This is a genomic window from Proteus sp. NMG38-2, assembly GCF_020640995.1.
GTDB lineage: Bacteria > Pseudomonadota > Gammaproteobacteria > Enterobacterales > Enterobacteriaceae > Proteus.
Window position 1 is genome coordinate 1,679,129 of record NZ_CP085481.1, and the last position, 13,412, is coordinate 1,692,540.

General features: G+C 43.3%; 14 protein-coding genes. 13 read left to right on the forward strand and 1 reads right to left on the reverse strand.

The annotated features are described in order from the left end of the window. The first annotated feature begins 2 nt into the window (after window positions 1–2). From LG402_RS07860 to LG402_RS07875, 4 genes are all read left to right on the forward strand, one after another. On the forward strand, window positions 3–344 hold the full coding sequence (locus LG402_RS07860; RefSeq protein ID WP_227336744.1) for a tail completion protein gp17: 342 nt from the start codon (window positions 3–5) through the stop codon (window positions 342–344). Between the two features lie 87 nt (window positions 345–431). Continuing rightward, a complete protein-coding gene (locus tag LG402_RS07865) occupies window positions 432–1,019 on the forward strand; it encodes a hypothetical protein (protein ID WP_227336745.1) in 588 nt (195 codons plus the stop codon). 64 nt (window positions 1,020–1,083) lie between these two features. Further along, on the forward strand, window positions 1,084–1,500 hold the full coding sequence (locus LG402_RS07870; protein WP_088495854.1) for a hypothetical protein: 417 nt from the start codon (window positions 1,084–1,086) through the stop codon (window positions 1,498–1,500). A 44-nt stretch (window positions 1,501–1,544) separates the two neighbouring features. Beyond that, window positions 1,545–1,775 (forward strand): DUF4035 domain-containing protein, encoded by a 231-nt coding sequence (locus tag LG402_RS07875; RefSeq protein WP_223231949.1) that lies wholly within the window; start codon window positions 1,545–1,547, stop codon window positions 1,773–1,775. 24 nt (window positions 1,776–1,799) lie between these two features. Here the strand turns inward: LG402_RS07875 and LG402_RS07880 are convergent, their stop codons facing one another. Then, complete coding sequence (locus tag LG402_RS07880; RefSeq protein ID WP_004242485.1) at window positions 1,800–1,991, reverse strand: YqaE/Pmp3 family membrane protein; 192 nt, start codon at window positions 1,989–1,991, stop codon at window positions 1,800–1,802. A gap of 126 nt (window positions 1,992–2,117) precedes the next feature. Here LG402_RS07880 and LG402_RS07885 point away from each other — a divergent pair, with 126 nt between their 5' ends. The 9 genes from LG402_RS07885 (at window position 2,118) to LG402_RS07925 (ending at window position 13,290) form a co-directional block, all read left to right on the forward strand. Beyond that, window positions 2,118–5,393: a phage tail tape measure protein gene (locus LG402_RS07885; protein WP_227336746.1), complete on the forward strand. Its 3,276-nt coding sequence runs from the start codon at window positions 2,118–2,120 to the stop codon at window positions 5,391–5,393. Then, window positions 5,394–5,990 (forward strand): hypothetical protein, encoded by a 597-nt coding sequence (locus LG402_RS07890; protein ID WP_227336747.1) that lies wholly within the window; start codon window positions 5,394–5,396, stop codon window positions 5,988–5,990. After that, window positions 5,990–6,571, forward strand: coding sequence for a hypothetical protein (locus LG402_RS07895; RefSeq protein WP_012367795.1), 582 nt, complete (start codon window positions 5,990–5,992; stop codon window positions 6,569–6,571). Before LG402_RS07890 ends, LG402_RS07895 begins: the two co-directional genes overlap by 1 nt. Window positions 6,572–6,627: 56 nt before the next feature. Next, window positions 6,628–7,026, forward strand: a complete 399-nt coding sequence (locus LG402_RS07900; protein ID WP_227336748.1) for a DUF6950 family protein — start codon at window positions 6,628–6,630, stop codon at window positions 7,024–7,026. Next, window positions 7,026–10,745 carry a phage tail protein gene (locus LG402_RS07905; protein ID WP_227336749.1) on the forward strand — a complete coding sequence of 1,240 codons (3,720 nt, stop codon included), beginning with the start codon at window positions 7,026–7,028 and terminating at the stop codon, window positions 10,743–10,745. The genes LG402_RS07900 and LG402_RS07905 overlap by 1 nt, the downstream gene beginning before the upstream one ends. Before the next feature lie 3 nt (window positions 10,746–10,748). Further along, complete coding sequence (locus tag LG402_RS07910) at window positions 10,749–11,000, forward strand: hypothetical protein (RefSeq protein WP_072071134.1); 252 nt, start codon at window positions 10,749–10,751, stop codon at window positions 10,998–11,000. Beyond that, the gene (locus tag LG402_RS07915; protein WP_227336750.1) at window positions 10,985–11,248 is read left to right on the forward strand and encodes a hypothetical protein; all 264 of its coding nucleotides are present in this window, start codon (window positions 10,985–10,987) and stop codon (window positions 11,246–11,248) included. The genes LG402_RS07910 and LG402_RS07915 overlap by 16 nt, the downstream gene beginning before the upstream one ends. Then, entirely contained in the window at window positions 11,245–11,886 is a 642-nt protein-coding gene (locus LG402_RS07920; protein WP_227336751.1) for a hypothetical protein, read from the forward strand. The genes LG402_RS07915 and LG402_RS07920 overlap by 4 nt, the downstream gene beginning before the upstream one ends. 235 nt (window positions 11,887–12,121) lie before the next feature. Further along, window positions 12,122–13,290 (forward strand): IS3 family transposase gene (locus LG402_RS07925; RefSeq protein WP_227336521.1). Its coding sequence is split into 2 segments (ribosomal slippage): window positions 12,122–12,371 and window positions 12,371–13,290, totalling 1,170 coding nucleotides; the frame shifts between segments, so codons are not numbered across the junction. Window positions 13,291–13,412 lie beyond the last annotated feature (122 nt).

The following is a 13,412-nucleotide window of genomic DNA, read 5'->3' on the forward strand; positions in this document are numbered from 1 at the left end:
TCATGATACAGCAATTAAAAGAGACCCTTTCACCGCTTGTCGATGGAAGGGTTTTTTTTCAGGTATTACCCGAAGGCAAAGGGCATTATCCCGCCATTGTGATCCAGTTTGCCAGCATCACGCCTAACAGTGCGCTGGAGGATACGGATTTAGACAACTATCGCGTGCAACTTGATGTGTATGCGCCACAACCACAAACCCTTATGGTCTTGCGTAAAAAAATCGAGGCTCAGATTATCGAGGCGATCCCATTTGCACAACGAGTGAATGCGGTCTTTGGGTATGAAGCGGATGTCAAATTGCATCGGCTTGTTCTTGAATTAATGATTTCATCAGATAAATAAGGAATGGATATGGCAAAGTCAAAAAACCATAAAGCGACGCCTTTCCTCGGCACGAAGATCTTTGTACAAACCGGCTTAGGAGAGGCGATGACCGTGACGGAAGCGACGTTATCACCCGCAACCATTACCATCGCCAATAATAAGCTGAAAGCCGATGACATGATTATGTTATCGGGTTTAGGGGAATTAGATGGGCGTTTCCCCATTGCACAGGTTGATGGCAATAAAGTGACCTTGTGTGAGGAAGTGGATTGGAGTGATAAAACGTTACCCACGGATTTTGCAAACGCCAAAGCACAACGTATTCAATGGTCTAATAATTTTTGTGCAGTGAAAAGTTTCAGTAAAGACGGTTCGACAACCGAACAAATTGATGTCACCACCATTTGCAGTGATGGCAAGGAATATGAATCCGGTGATACGGAATACGGCTCAATTAAATTGACCTTTTTCTTACGGTATAGCTCCAGTGATGTGCAGCGGCTCTTGCGTAAATATGAAAACAGCAAAGAAAAATTTGCGGTGAAAATGGTCTTAACGCGAGATGAAGGCTCCATGTTTTATTACGGCTCTGTCGAAACGGGCATGAACATTGATGGCAGTGTAGGGCAAATGATGGATTCGGGGATATCGATTAAATTGTCTGGCCGTGATTATTTGAATGCGAAGAAATAACCCTTAATTCACCTCTTTTATTATTTCTCTTCTCCCTTCACGATAAAAAATTTTAGGAGTGATTATGTCTAACGCGTTATTGCGTGAATTAGTGTTAAACCAAGCACTGAAAGTGACGCCTTTTACTTATTTAGACAACACCTTTTATGTCAAAGAGCTGGATGTTGGCACCATGAATTACATTCAGCGTAAACTTCGCCAAATTAAAATCAAGCTTGCCGAAGCGCAGGACATTTATTTAGATGAAGACGATCCTGAACAATTTAATGAGGCGATAAATCGTGTCTACGATGAATATGATGTCGCCAGAATGTTGGCCTTTAAGTTGTGTGATGAAAAAGGAGAGTTGCTTTTTGATGCTGAAAATGAAGAAGACTTAAAAGGTCTTAATCGTCTAGGGCAAGGGTTCTCTAATGCGGTGTTTACAGCCGAAGCGGGGAACAGCGAAAAAAACTCGGAGACCGACGACAATTCCAACTGATATTGTCGTTGGCATTGGGAAAAACGCTCACAGAAATCGATCAAATGCCCGAAAGCCACTTGTGTGAATATGAAGCTTTTTATCGCAAACAACCCTTTGGTTTATGGCGAGAGGATTATCGGATGGCACAAGTGGCGCATCTTCTTGCGATGATAAATCGTGATCCGAAAACGTCTCCGCCTGAATTGATGGATTTTATGCCGATGTGGAAGAAGAAAATCACGGAAGAAGAGCTGTGGGACAACGTCACTGAGAGTGTATTAGCTAATCGATAGCCCCACATGAGTGGGGCTTAATCGTTAACCACCGCGAGACATTTTCTCAATTTTTTTATCCGTATTGTATTGAGAAAGGGCATAAACCGACCAGATAGCAGCAGGGATCCACCCAATTAAGGTGATTTGTAGGATAAGGCAGAAGATGCCAGCAAATGGGCGACCAATCGTGAAAAATTGTAACCAAGGTAGTAATAACGCCAGAATAAGTCTCATAAAACCCCCTCTATTATTCGAAATTTCAGTTTATCAATAATTAAATCAATAGCAAATAACAAGGAATATTGCATTTATTCAGGGTGAAAGTTTGCTTTTGTAGTATTCATACCAAGGATTGAATTTATGGCGGGAGCATTAGGTAGATTAAATATTGATTTGACGCTGAATACGGCAAATTTCACAAATGCGATCAACCGTAGCCAGCGCCAAACAGAACAATTTGGGCAAAGTATTCGTGTCAGCCTTCAAGCTATCACCGTACAACAAGAGCGAATGGTATCGCAAACTGCAAGATCCTCGGCGCTTTTTGCCCGTTTTGCGAGTGTCACCGCAAGCGCATTATCCATTCATCAAGTCATTAATTATGCCGATAGTTGGACGGAATTACAGAACCGCTTAAAACTGGTGACAGAAAGTTCTGTCGAGTTAAATAAAGCCACACAAGCGGTCTATGATATTGCCCAAAAAACCTATCAATCATTGGATGCCACAGCACAGGTTTATCAACGTTTTGCGGATAATGCCGATCGCTTAGGATTAAGTCAGCAAAAAGTGGCTGAACTCACGGAAACCGTCTCAAAAGCCGTGGCGATTTCAGGAGCGAGTGCAACCGCAGCCCAAGCGGCATTAACTCAATTTGGTCAAGCATTAGCCTCGGGTCAGTTACGTGGCGAAGAGCTAAATTCAGTGATGGAGCAAACCCCTGCGTTAGCAAAAGCCATCGCTGACGGGATGGGCGTCAGTGTGGGCGAATTAAGGAAGAAAGCCCAAGACGGTGAAATGACGATTGAAAAAGTCATTCAAGCCTTAGAGCGTGCAGCCGACAGTGTGGATAAAAAATTTGCTACCAGCGTGACAACGGTTAGCCAAGGTTTTACTAACCTTCAATCGGCGATGACAAAATTTATCGGTGAAGCGAATCAAGGCACAGGTGCGACTCAGCTTTTTACCACAGGGATGGCCACTCTTGCCGATAATCTATCGTTAGTCGCTAAAGTGGTTGAAGGGATCGCCGTCACGGCATTGGTAGCAAAACTCTCTCAATGGACGAAAGCCACTTATCTGAAAAATCAGGCAACGTTGAATGAAGCCAAAGCCACATTACAGAGTGCGCAGGCAAATAGTGTGGCAGCAACCAGTGCCGTGAGGAAGGCATGGGCGGATAAAGAAGCCGCCACATCGGCGCTCAATAGAGCCAAAATGGAATATCAAGTTGCTAGAGGCACTAACGCGGAAAAAATAGCACTCGATAACCTTATCGCCACAAAATCACTCGCAAGAACAGCCTCTCTAAATTATACACAGGCATTAACCGCCGAAAACGTTGCTCAACGTGCATTAACGACCGCTCGGCGTCAATCAACAGTGGCGGGGCGAGCACTTAACAGTGTTATGGGATTAGCGGGTGGCCCTATTGGATTAGTGCTGACCGGTGTTGCGGCATTGGGTATGGGATTGTATGAATACAGCGAAAATGTCAAACAAGCCAAGTTAGAATCGATTGAATTTGCCAATTCCCTTGATACATCAACAGAAGCGTTAAACAAAATGAGCAATGCCACGCTAGTGGCGAATTTAAGCAAAGTTTCATCGGGCATTAACGCGCAATTGGAGAAAATTGAGGAACTTAAACAACAGGTCATTTCCTTACAAGGTCTATCAAAATACAGCGTTGAGAGTGAAAAGGCGTTTACTGAACAAGGTGTGGGGGATTTATACCTTAAACGAGTGGCTGAAAAGCAAAAAGAGCTTGATGCTGCGATGGGAATGTATGCAGAGCAAGTTAATAACTTAGAGCGTCAGCGAGCCAATATGCAAAATATGTTGGCGACACTCAAAGAAAAAGTGGGCGATCAAGCCCCTGAATATAAACGCTATGCCACTGAGTTACAACATGTTGATGCCGTTATCAATTCACTTAAGGCGAGTTTAAAGAGTTTAGGCATTGAATATGAATCACTCATTGATATCACGCTTCAGGCGACAAATAGCCAAGTGAATGCCGCCACGGCGATTGCTAAACAGATTGATGAATCGATTGAAAAATCGCAACGTTCAGTGGCAAAAGCACAAGCCACAGGGAAGGCATTAGCGAAATTAAATGCAGAAGATGTATTGGCTTCACGCAAAATTACGCCAGATATGCAAGGCTACGATAAGGCCTTACAAGCTGAAATTGAGGCACAACTGGCACTGCAAGCCAAACGGACGTATAAGCCCAGCCACAAATCAACCATTGATTATGCCAAACAGTACACCAAAATCTTAACGGAATTAGAGGAAAAACAAGCCTCACTGATTGCAGATGGACAAAGTATTCAGCTGTATGGCACTACCTCTTCCTTTAATGAATACACATCCGCATTATCCGATATCAAACAGAATAAAGACAAGTTTGATGCCATCTTAAAAATCGATCCCAAAGCGATTAAGACGATAAAAGAAAAAGCGAAAGCCATTGATGACTTAGCGCGTGCCAACTCGGTCGCGCAATTTGCTTATGATCGCGGTAAAGAAATTGAGCAGATGCAATTTGAAACCACCTTGATAGGAAAATCGCGCGCAGAGCAAGAAAAGCTTAATGCCCTTCGTCAGATTGATGTGCTGTATCAGCAAGTCAGTGTGGATTTAGGCGAAAAAGAGCTGGCGAACTTACAACGTAATGTCGAGCTCACTAAACAGCAAATTGAGGAAGAGCTTAGGAAACGAGAGGCCATGAAAGGTGATCCGATGGCGGGATTAAAACAAGGCTTATCGGATTTCAGTGAGTCGGCCATGGATGTGATGGAGAACGTCAGAAATGTCACCACCAATGCGCTTAATAATATGTCTGATGCATTAGCCGATTTTGCTTTAACGGGTAAAGGAAGCTTTAAAGATTTTGCTAATGCGGTGATCTCTGATATCACTCGAATGGTGATGAAAATGCTGGTTTTCAAAGCCATTGAAGCAGGCGGGCAGGCAATGGGCTTTGATATGGGGTGGATGAGCAAAGGGCATGCTTACGGTGGTTATACGGGGCATGGCGGGAAATTTGAGCCTAAAGGGATTGTGCATGGTGGTGAGTTTGTTTTTACCAAAGAAGCGACGGCTAAATTGGGTGTCGGCAATCTCTATCGCTTAATGCATGCGGCGCAAGGTTATGCTTCGGGGGGCTTTGTGGGGGCGGTCGCAGGGCGAATACCCGTTACACCACAATCGACATTAGCCCGTGCAGGTGGTGTGCAAATGACCATCGTCAATCATATTACGGTGACAGGAAATGGTGACGCTGTACTTGCACAGGCAATGAAGGAAGCCGCACAACAAGGGACAGAAGCAGGCGCACAGAAAGCTCACGCGATGATGTTACAAGACTTTCAAAGTAATGGCGCAGCACGCAGAACATTAGGAGTCTAAATGTCTATTCTTGAATGGCCAAAAGAAGTGATCCCCACACAAGAAAACTGGCAATTATTGAGTAACAGCAAAACCTTTACCTCGCCATTTAATGGAAGTAGCCAGACGGTGCGCTTTCCGGGAAGTCGTTGGCGTTGTGAGCTGACATTTAATAATTTAAATGAAGAGAAATCGCGCCAGTTAGAAGCGCTGGTGGCTTCATTGGATGGGATGTCGGGGCGAGTCAAAATATCAAGCTGGATAAGAAAAGGGCGTTATGGGTATGGTTCGCCTCGTATTGCAATACCGAGCCAATTGGGTAATCGACTAGAAACGAAGGACTGGAAGCGCAATATGCGAGTATTACAGCAAGGGGATCGTTTAACTGTGGGCAATGAACTCAAAATGGTGGTGGCGGATGTGGTCAGTGATAATCAAGGGCGTGCCATTATTCCTATTTCACCGATGTTAAGAACGTCACCTACCGTTAATGAAATGCTTGAGGTTGAGCGTCCTTTTGGAGTATTTCGGCTCGTTGATAATGAACAGGGTAAATTTCAGCATCGTCGCTTGGGGTATACCCATATCACGTTATCTTTTGAGGAGGTGTTGTACTAATGCAATATCATCCATTTTCTGATGCCATGGTCAACGCGATTAATGAGGGGGCTTATATCGTTTTAGCAGCCAGACTCGATTTGAAATCAGGCGTCACCTGTGCGCATACCGGTGTTGGGCAACTGATTATTGCGGGGGAAACCTATTTAGGTGTAGGAAGTTTAGGTGAAATCAGTCAGCTAAAAGAAAATAAGACAACCAGTCCTCCACAATTACAGCTTAAATTAGCGGGTTTCGATAAATCGCTGGTGGGTATGGTGATGAATGAGCAAAGTCGAGGACGCGAAGTCCGGTTGATGATGGTCGCCATCGGTGAAGAGGGAAAACCACTTCTTGCTGAAGTCTTATTTGTCGGACAAATCACATCTATCAATGTGGTGTCTGGCGAAGAAAATGCCGTATGTGTTAATGTTTCTAATCGATTCGAGCGATGGTCAATCGGGTTACCCGATAGATTCACCGATGAGTCGTGGTCATCTCGAAGACAAGGTGATCGTATCTTTCGTTATGTTGCTCAAATGGCTGAACGGGCGATTTATTGGGGCAGCAAGAAAGATGCACCTGCATTTATTTATAAATAATCTTATTGTCTTGTTAAACCCACTTTTGTGGGTTTTTTGCTATTTAAGGTCAGTACATGAAACAACCTAACTGGACACTTAAATTACCTGAAACCATAAGGGCGGCGATGAGTCGCCCTTTTTCATGGAGTGAATTTGATTGTTGTATTTTTGCCTCGGAATGTATTTACGCACAATGTGGTTTCTCGCCAATAAAGCCTTATCTCAATCACTATAAAACCAAAGCCGAAGCCTTCAATCTGATCAAATCTAAATTTGGCTCATTAGAGAAAGCCGTTTCACGCTATTTCAAATCCATTGAGATTGAGCGCGTTCAGCGTGGCGACCTTGTACTGTTTAAAGGTGAGGACGGTGACAGTTTAGCCGTGGTTTGGGCGGGGCATTATTGGGGCGTAACTCCACAAGGCGTGAAGCCAGTGCAGATTAACCCAATCAAAGCGTGGAGAGTGGAATAATGGGTGGGAGTGGTGGATTAATTTCAAAAGTCGTGGGCGCAGGCTTAATGATTGCGGGGCTATTTACCGGAGGTGTTACCTCGGCGATGGGGATGGCGCTGATGGCAGCAGGCGTTGCGGTTCAAGTTGCGGGTTCGCTTATCTTTAAGCCAAAACTGCCTTCCATGAATTATCGAGATACCGGTGAACGCAAACAGATGTTACGTTCATCGTCTGCACCTGAAACCGTGATCGTCGGAAAAACAGTGATATCGGGTTTGCTTTTCTTCGCCGAAGAAGAAGCGGGGGAACAAGATGAAAATGAAAAAATCACACTGGCATTGGCGCTGGCAGGGCACCCCATAGAGAAAATCGGGAAGATTTGGTTAGGGGACGATTTAATTGAGACGTTTGGTGAATATACCGTTCATGAAGTTAAACACCTTTGGTTGAAGAGTTTAAAAATTACGGCACCTGTTGTTGAAGTGGAGTTGCATAATGACAGGGAAGATGCCGATCCTTTTATGCTTAAAAATTGCCCGTCATGGAAAGAGGATATGATTGGTCGAGGTCTGGCGTGGTTACGTGTGACACTTACGTTTGACCAAGAAAAATTCCCTTATGGATTACCCAATGTGAAATGTGAAGTCTGGGGAAAACATCTGTTTGATCCTCGCACTGGGCAAACTGTATGGAGTAATAATGGGGCCTTAGTGATTTTGGATTATTACCGCCATTATTTAAAAGTGCCTGATACGGATATTGATTTTGACAGCTTTAAACAGGCGGCCGATTTATGTGATGAAAAAGTGAGTCTACCAGAAGGCGGATTTGAGTCGCGATATACCCTTAATGGTGCCTATGACTTAAATGAGAGTCCATCGAGTGTCTTGGAAGCGATGCACAAATGCATTAACGCGGAACCGACATTCACCGCAGGAAAACACGGTATTCAAATCGGCGCTTATTATGGGCCTGCAATAAAAACCATCACTGAATCACAATTGATTGGCACCGTCACTTGTACCCCTGAAACAGGCTTAAAAGACGCCACCAATGCGGTGTATGGCACGTTTATTGATACCGAACAGTTATACACAAAAACCGACTTCACGCCTGTGATTGTGGACGAATGGGTGAAAGAGGATGGCTTAGAAATTCGGGAGAATATCGACTATCGTTTTGTTACCAGCCCTTATCAAGCCCAACGATTAGCCCGCCAATATCTCCGCAAAAAGAAAGCCGGAAGACGGGTTCAATTGACCATGAACTTAGACGGCTATGCTTATCGCCCGGGGGAAGTTGTGCTTTTAGCATTACCTTCTTTGGGGATTAGTGGGCTGGAGTTCCGTATTGCCGAATGGTCTTTTCATGCATTAGATGGTGTGGCTTTAATGTTGGAAGAGGATGGCGCCTATTTATATGAGGATGTGATTAGCAAACCGTTTGAGCGCCCGCCATTTGTGAGTTTACCCGCTGGTGGTGTTGCTTCACCGATTAATCTTACCTTTGTTCCACTTGCAGTCAGTGACATCATACAAGGTACGCTTTCTTGGCAGAATGTGGCGTCTGATGTGCGCTATAACACCGTCACTATTCTTCAAGAAGGCAACGTTATTCAATCTATTCAGGTACCGGCTGAGCGTGTTGATATTAACGGATTAGCGCGAGGGACTTATCGTGTTGAAGTCAGAGCAACAAACGTTGCCGGTGCGATGTCGGCACCTGCTATCAGTGATTTTGCCATTCAAGCCCCACCGCCTCCTGAGCATATTGATGTTACTTCTGGCTTATTTAATCTGACCGTTGCACCGAAACAAGGTGATAGTGCTGTCTTTGGTTATACCTTTGAGTTTTGGTTTAGTGAGGAAAAGCTCGCTAATCTTTCTGAAAATGAAGTGATCACCAAAACAAATAAAGTTGGCCAAGGGAATTTCTGGACGCAAGAGAATTTAAAAGCAGGACATACGTATTATTTTTATGTTCGAACAATCAACAGCTATGGCAAATCACCTTTTGTGGAAGCTTCTGGTGTTTGCTCTTCTCAAACCGATTTAATTCTTGAGGAATTAGCGGGGCAAATTAGCCGAGATCAACTCGCACAAGACCTATTGGGTGAAATTAACAGCAAAGCTGATCAATCAGCTGTTGTTGAATTAAACACGCAAGTGAAAGCAAACCATGATGCGATTTTAGCGGAGCAAGTTGCGCGAGGAGCGGTAATTAACCAAGAGCAACAAGCTCGTGCTGAAGCTGATAAAGCGGAGGCTCAACAACGCCAATTCTTAGCTACACAACTTCGTGGTGATTATACCGGCAATGATTTATCGAAAGTCACCGCAGGACTTATCTCCGCAGAGAAGCAAGCGCGTGTTACAGGCGACCAAGCGGAAGCTAAAGCCAGACAGTCATTGGAAACACGGATGAATGGGAATGTTTCAGCGATTAATAAATCATTAGAAACCCTCACCTCGAAACAGCAAGCCCAAACGCAAGAGATTTCAACGCTCAATTCAAATCTTAAGGGGAAAGCTGATAGTAGTGCAGTAAATGCATTAAATACGCGAGTATCTAATATTGATGGCAAAGTGGCATCCGCAACCTCTCAGGTACAAACGTTATCCAGCAAATTAGATAAAGTGAAAGCCGATTTAACGGAGTCTGTGGTGGTGGATTTAGATTTATCTAAACTCAATGAAAACACCTATTATCCGGTGATTTTGCCATTAGTAACCTCTCGACGTTATGCCTTTAAGGTTTTTAGAACCTTAGGGCAATATTCAGACAATAAACCCAGCTATACGACACACAGCACCAAAGGCTTTGCCATGATTGTGGAATGGCAAGTCAGTGGTTCTGGATGGGGAACCCAGTCTGAAAACCGCATCATTGATAATTTTGATTGGAAATGGACAAATCAATCCCCTGTGATGGGGCCAGCTCAATTAACGAATGGCTCTGTGGAATATATCTATTTGCGAGGAGGAGCAAAATATCAGCTTACTAAGCATAAAAGTGTAAACCATCAAATCATCACCAGCACTTACACCAACAACAAGCAATCGGTGGCACCAAAAGGGTTTGTGGTGAATGACGTGCCTAAATCTAGCGAACAGAAAGCCAATGCAACGGCGAATGCGGTAAATCAACTTGAAACTAAGGTGACTGAGGTTTCAGGTAAAGTGACCTCTACCGCCCAGCAGGTCACTCGCTTAGAAAGCCAAGTGGGTACAAGTTCAGCCAAAATCGAACAAACTTCGAAAGTGGTCACAGACATAAATGGCAAAATTTCGGCATCATGGACAATGAAAGTCCAACAAGATAGCAAAGGGAATAAAGTCATTACTGGCATTGGCTTAGGATTCAATGCACAAGGAAATAGTCAATTTCTGGTTAATGCCCAAAACTTTGCGGTGATATCGTCATTAAACGGCAAAGTGGTGACACCGTTTGTGATCCAAAATGGACAAGCTTTTTTCAATGATGCGTTATTTAGCAAGGCAACCATTGATAAATTATCGGTAGGTAAAAAGATAACCTCCACTAATTATTTAGCGGGCAAGAAAGGATTTAATATTGATGCCACAACAGGGAATGTGGAATTAAATGATGCGGTATTTCGTGGACGGTTAGATATTAACTCAGGAGGAACAAAAGGGCGGTTAGTGATCACGAATAATACTATTTATGTTTACGATGAAAACAATCAGTTAGCGGCAAAAATAGGTTATTTAGGGTAGCGTATGAAGTTTATTATTTTAATTACAGCATTATTATTGTCAGGGTGTACCTCTGGATATAAAAAAGTCGATTGCCAAGGTGTTTACCAAATAAAAACTTTTCACTATCAACAACCTGTATTGGTGAAGTTTGATAAAAAGAGAGAAACCATTAAAGGGCCTCTTTATCATGCTGTACCTCAATTAGGATTTAAATTCTTAGGAGGATGGGTATCTCCTGATGCCGTAGAGGATTTCTCATGTCGTGGGGAATAGAGATATATGAAAAAGGAAAGCCAATAAAAATCACAGGGCGTTCATTTATTTTTGACCAAATAGCGGTCACTCAAAATGGCAATAAAACTTATAATAATATTCCTAAAGGGCGGTCATTGGCCGCCTATATTGTCGCTAGAAATCGAGGATCTTATTTCACTGTTAGAGTCGAGAATAATAAAATTTCGTGGAATTCTCTACGTGGTAGTCAAGCGATTAATGGAATTATTATGGTACTAATTAAATGAGTAAATATGGTGCGTTATTTTTTAATCAGGGTATTACCGAAGAATTAACACCCTATGAATCAGCCGTATTTTTAAAAAAGATAAAAACTAAGCCAGGCATAATTAAAGTTATCGAAGGTAATAATAACGCAGTGCCACTTATTTTTATTCGAGTTCTTAATTCCTCTAATCCATCATTAGGTGGATTATCTGAAGTAATTTATGAGAACGATGCGTGGTGTGTGAATTTAATTGATACTATTCAAGGCAATTCAGCAGAATATGAGCTATATGTATTTGTGAAGTCTTCTTATCATATTTCACTTCATCCTCAAAAATGGGGAATTCAAATTTATCATAAAGGTGTTATTACACATGCTTCAAGCCAAAGACCGCTTAATTTATTAGAGGGAAATAACTTTGTACTCACTGGAAATAATTGGAATGGTGTGGATGTCGGTTTCCCTTGTGCAGTATTAATCACAACAATTGGGCATATTGGGATGATGGATTCGATGGGAGGAAAAACGATTAGAGTAACTCTTTGTGGAAGAGGTAACCGTATTATTCCTCATTCCATGATAGTTTCAGGACAGATGTCAACAACCTCACTAGGTAAGCAGTATTTTTATATTGATGTGAGGGAGTATGGTGGGTGATAGGAAGAGTTTAGATGGTTAGTTTAGTTGGTGAGGATGAAAAGTTGCTAAAAAAGGATATATTTGTTGGTGGTCGACTTTGTGCCAGAAGCGGGCATTGCTAAGTTCAGAACGTACTAAGCGGTAGGGGCTAGTTAGGTGGATGTGGCAATTAAAGGACAACTTGTAGTGGTTTAATAAATTTGGCCACCTGAATAGAGGTGATATGCTTACCTCAAACAATAAAGGTGCCTTAATGAAAAAACGAAATTTCAGTGCAGAATTTAAACATGAATCTGCTCAGTTAGTTGTTGATCAGAACTACACTGTTGCTGATGCAGCTAAAGCCATGAATATCGGTCTTTCCACTATGACCCGATGGGTAAAACAGTTGCGCGATGAACGGGCTGGCAAAACGCCGAAAGCCTCTCCCATCACGCCAGAGCAAATTGAAATACGTGAACTCAAAAAGAAACTTCAACGTATTGAAATGGAAAATGAAATATTAAAAAAGGCTACCGCGCTCTTGATGTCAGACTCCCTGAACAATTTACGTTAATCGGAAAGCTCAGGGCGCGTTATCCCGTAACCACTCTCTGCCATGTATTCGGGGTTCATCGCAGCAGTTATAAATACTGGAATGCCCGTCCTATTCAGCCTGATAGAAGACGCACCGTATTGCGCAGTCAAGTTCAGGAACTACACAACATCAGCCATGGCTCTGCTGGGGCAAGGAGTATTGCCATAATGGCAACGTTCAAGGGCTTCCCAATGGGGCGTTGGCTTGCCGGTAGGCTCATGAAAGAGCTCGGCCTTGTAAGTTGTCAACAACCGAAACACCACTACAAACGTGGCGGACAAGAACATATTGCTATATCGAATCATCTCGAACGTCAATTTGTAGTGACTGAGCCCAATCAAGTGTGGTGTGGCGATGTCACCTATATCTGGACAGGCCAACGCTGGGCGTATCTCGCCGTTGTTCTCGATTTGTTCGCCAGAAAACCTGTGGGCTGGGCAATGTCGTTCTCTCCGGACAGTCGATTGACCATCAAAGCGCTGAAAATGGCGTGGGAAACTCGGGATAAACCAGCAGGGATGATGTTCCACAGTGATCAGGGTAGCCACTATACAAGTAATCAGTTTCGGCAGTTACTATGGAGATATCGGATCAAACAAAGTATGAGTAGACGCGGAAACTGCTGGGATAATAGTCCAATGGAGCGCTTCTTTAGGAGCCTGAAGAACGAGTGGGTACCCATGACTGGCTACATAAGTTTTAGTGATGCTGTCCATGCAATAACGGACTATATTGTCGGGTATTACAGCGTACACAGACCTCACGAATATAACGGAGGATTATCACCAAACGAATCCGAAAAGAGATACTGGAAAAACTCTAAAACGATGGCCAGTTTTAGTTGACCACTACAACTTACGATGGAGGCCAGAAAAGTTAAACTGGAAGCGCGTGTGCGATTTGAAAGGAACAACCCAATTCTAACAATGCTCTGGGATTGGAAATATAAGGGCAAAAAGCTGAGTTA

Excerpts from the sequence above, each read along its gene's own strand:
- LG402_RS07890 (WP_227336747.1), top strand. The coding sequence starts at position 5,394 with ATGTCTATTCTTGAATGGCCAAAAGAAGTGATCCCCACACAAGAAAAC.
- LG402_RS07910 (WP_072071134.1), top strand. The coding sequence starts at position 10,749 with ATGAAGTTTATTATTTTAATTACAGCATTATTATTGTCAGGGTGTACC.
- LG402_RS07880 (WP_004242485.1), bottom strand. The coding sequence starts at position 1,991 with ATGAGACTTATTCTGGCGTTATTACTACCTTGGTTACAATTTTTCACG.
- LG402_RS07895 (WP_012367795.1), top strand. The coding sequence starts at position 5,990 with ATGCAATATCATCCATTTTCTGATGCCATGGTCAACGCGATTAATGAG.
- LG402_RS07875 (WP_223231949.1), top strand. The coding sequence starts at position 1,545 with ATGCCCGAAAGCCACTTGTGTGAATATGAAGCTTTTTATCGCAAACAA.
- LG402_RS07860 (WP_227336744.1), top strand. The coding sequence starts at position 3 with ATGATACAGCAATTAAAAGAGACCCTTTCACCGCTTGTCGATGGAAGG.
- LG402_RS07905 (WP_227336749.1), top strand. The coding sequence starts at position 7,026 with ATGGGTGGGAGTGGTGGATTAATTTCAAAAGTCGTGGGCGCAGGCTTA.
- LG402_RS07915 (WP_227336750.1), top strand. The coding sequence starts at position 10,985 with ATGTCGTGGGGAATAGAGATATATGAAAAAGGAAAGCCAATAAAAATC.
- LG402_RS07900 (WP_227336748.1), top strand. The coding sequence starts at position 6,628 with ATGAAACAACCTAACTGGACACTTAAATTACCTGAAACCATAAGGGCG.
- LG402_RS07865 (WP_227336745.1), top strand. The coding sequence starts at position 432 with ATGACCGTGACGGAAGCGACGTTATCACCCGCAACCATTACCATCGCC.
- LG402_RS07885 (WP_227336746.1), top strand. The coding sequence starts at position 2,118 with ATGGCGGGAGCATTAGGTAGATTAAATATTGATTTGACGCTGAATACG.
- LG402_RS07870 (WP_088495854.1), top strand. The coding sequence starts at position 1,084 with ATGTCTAACGCGTTATTGCGTGAATTAGTGTTAAACCAAGCACTGAAA.
- LG402_RS07920 (WP_227336751.1), top strand. The coding sequence starts at position 11,245 with ATGAGTAAATATGGTGCGTTATTTTTTAATCAGGGTATTACCGAAGAA.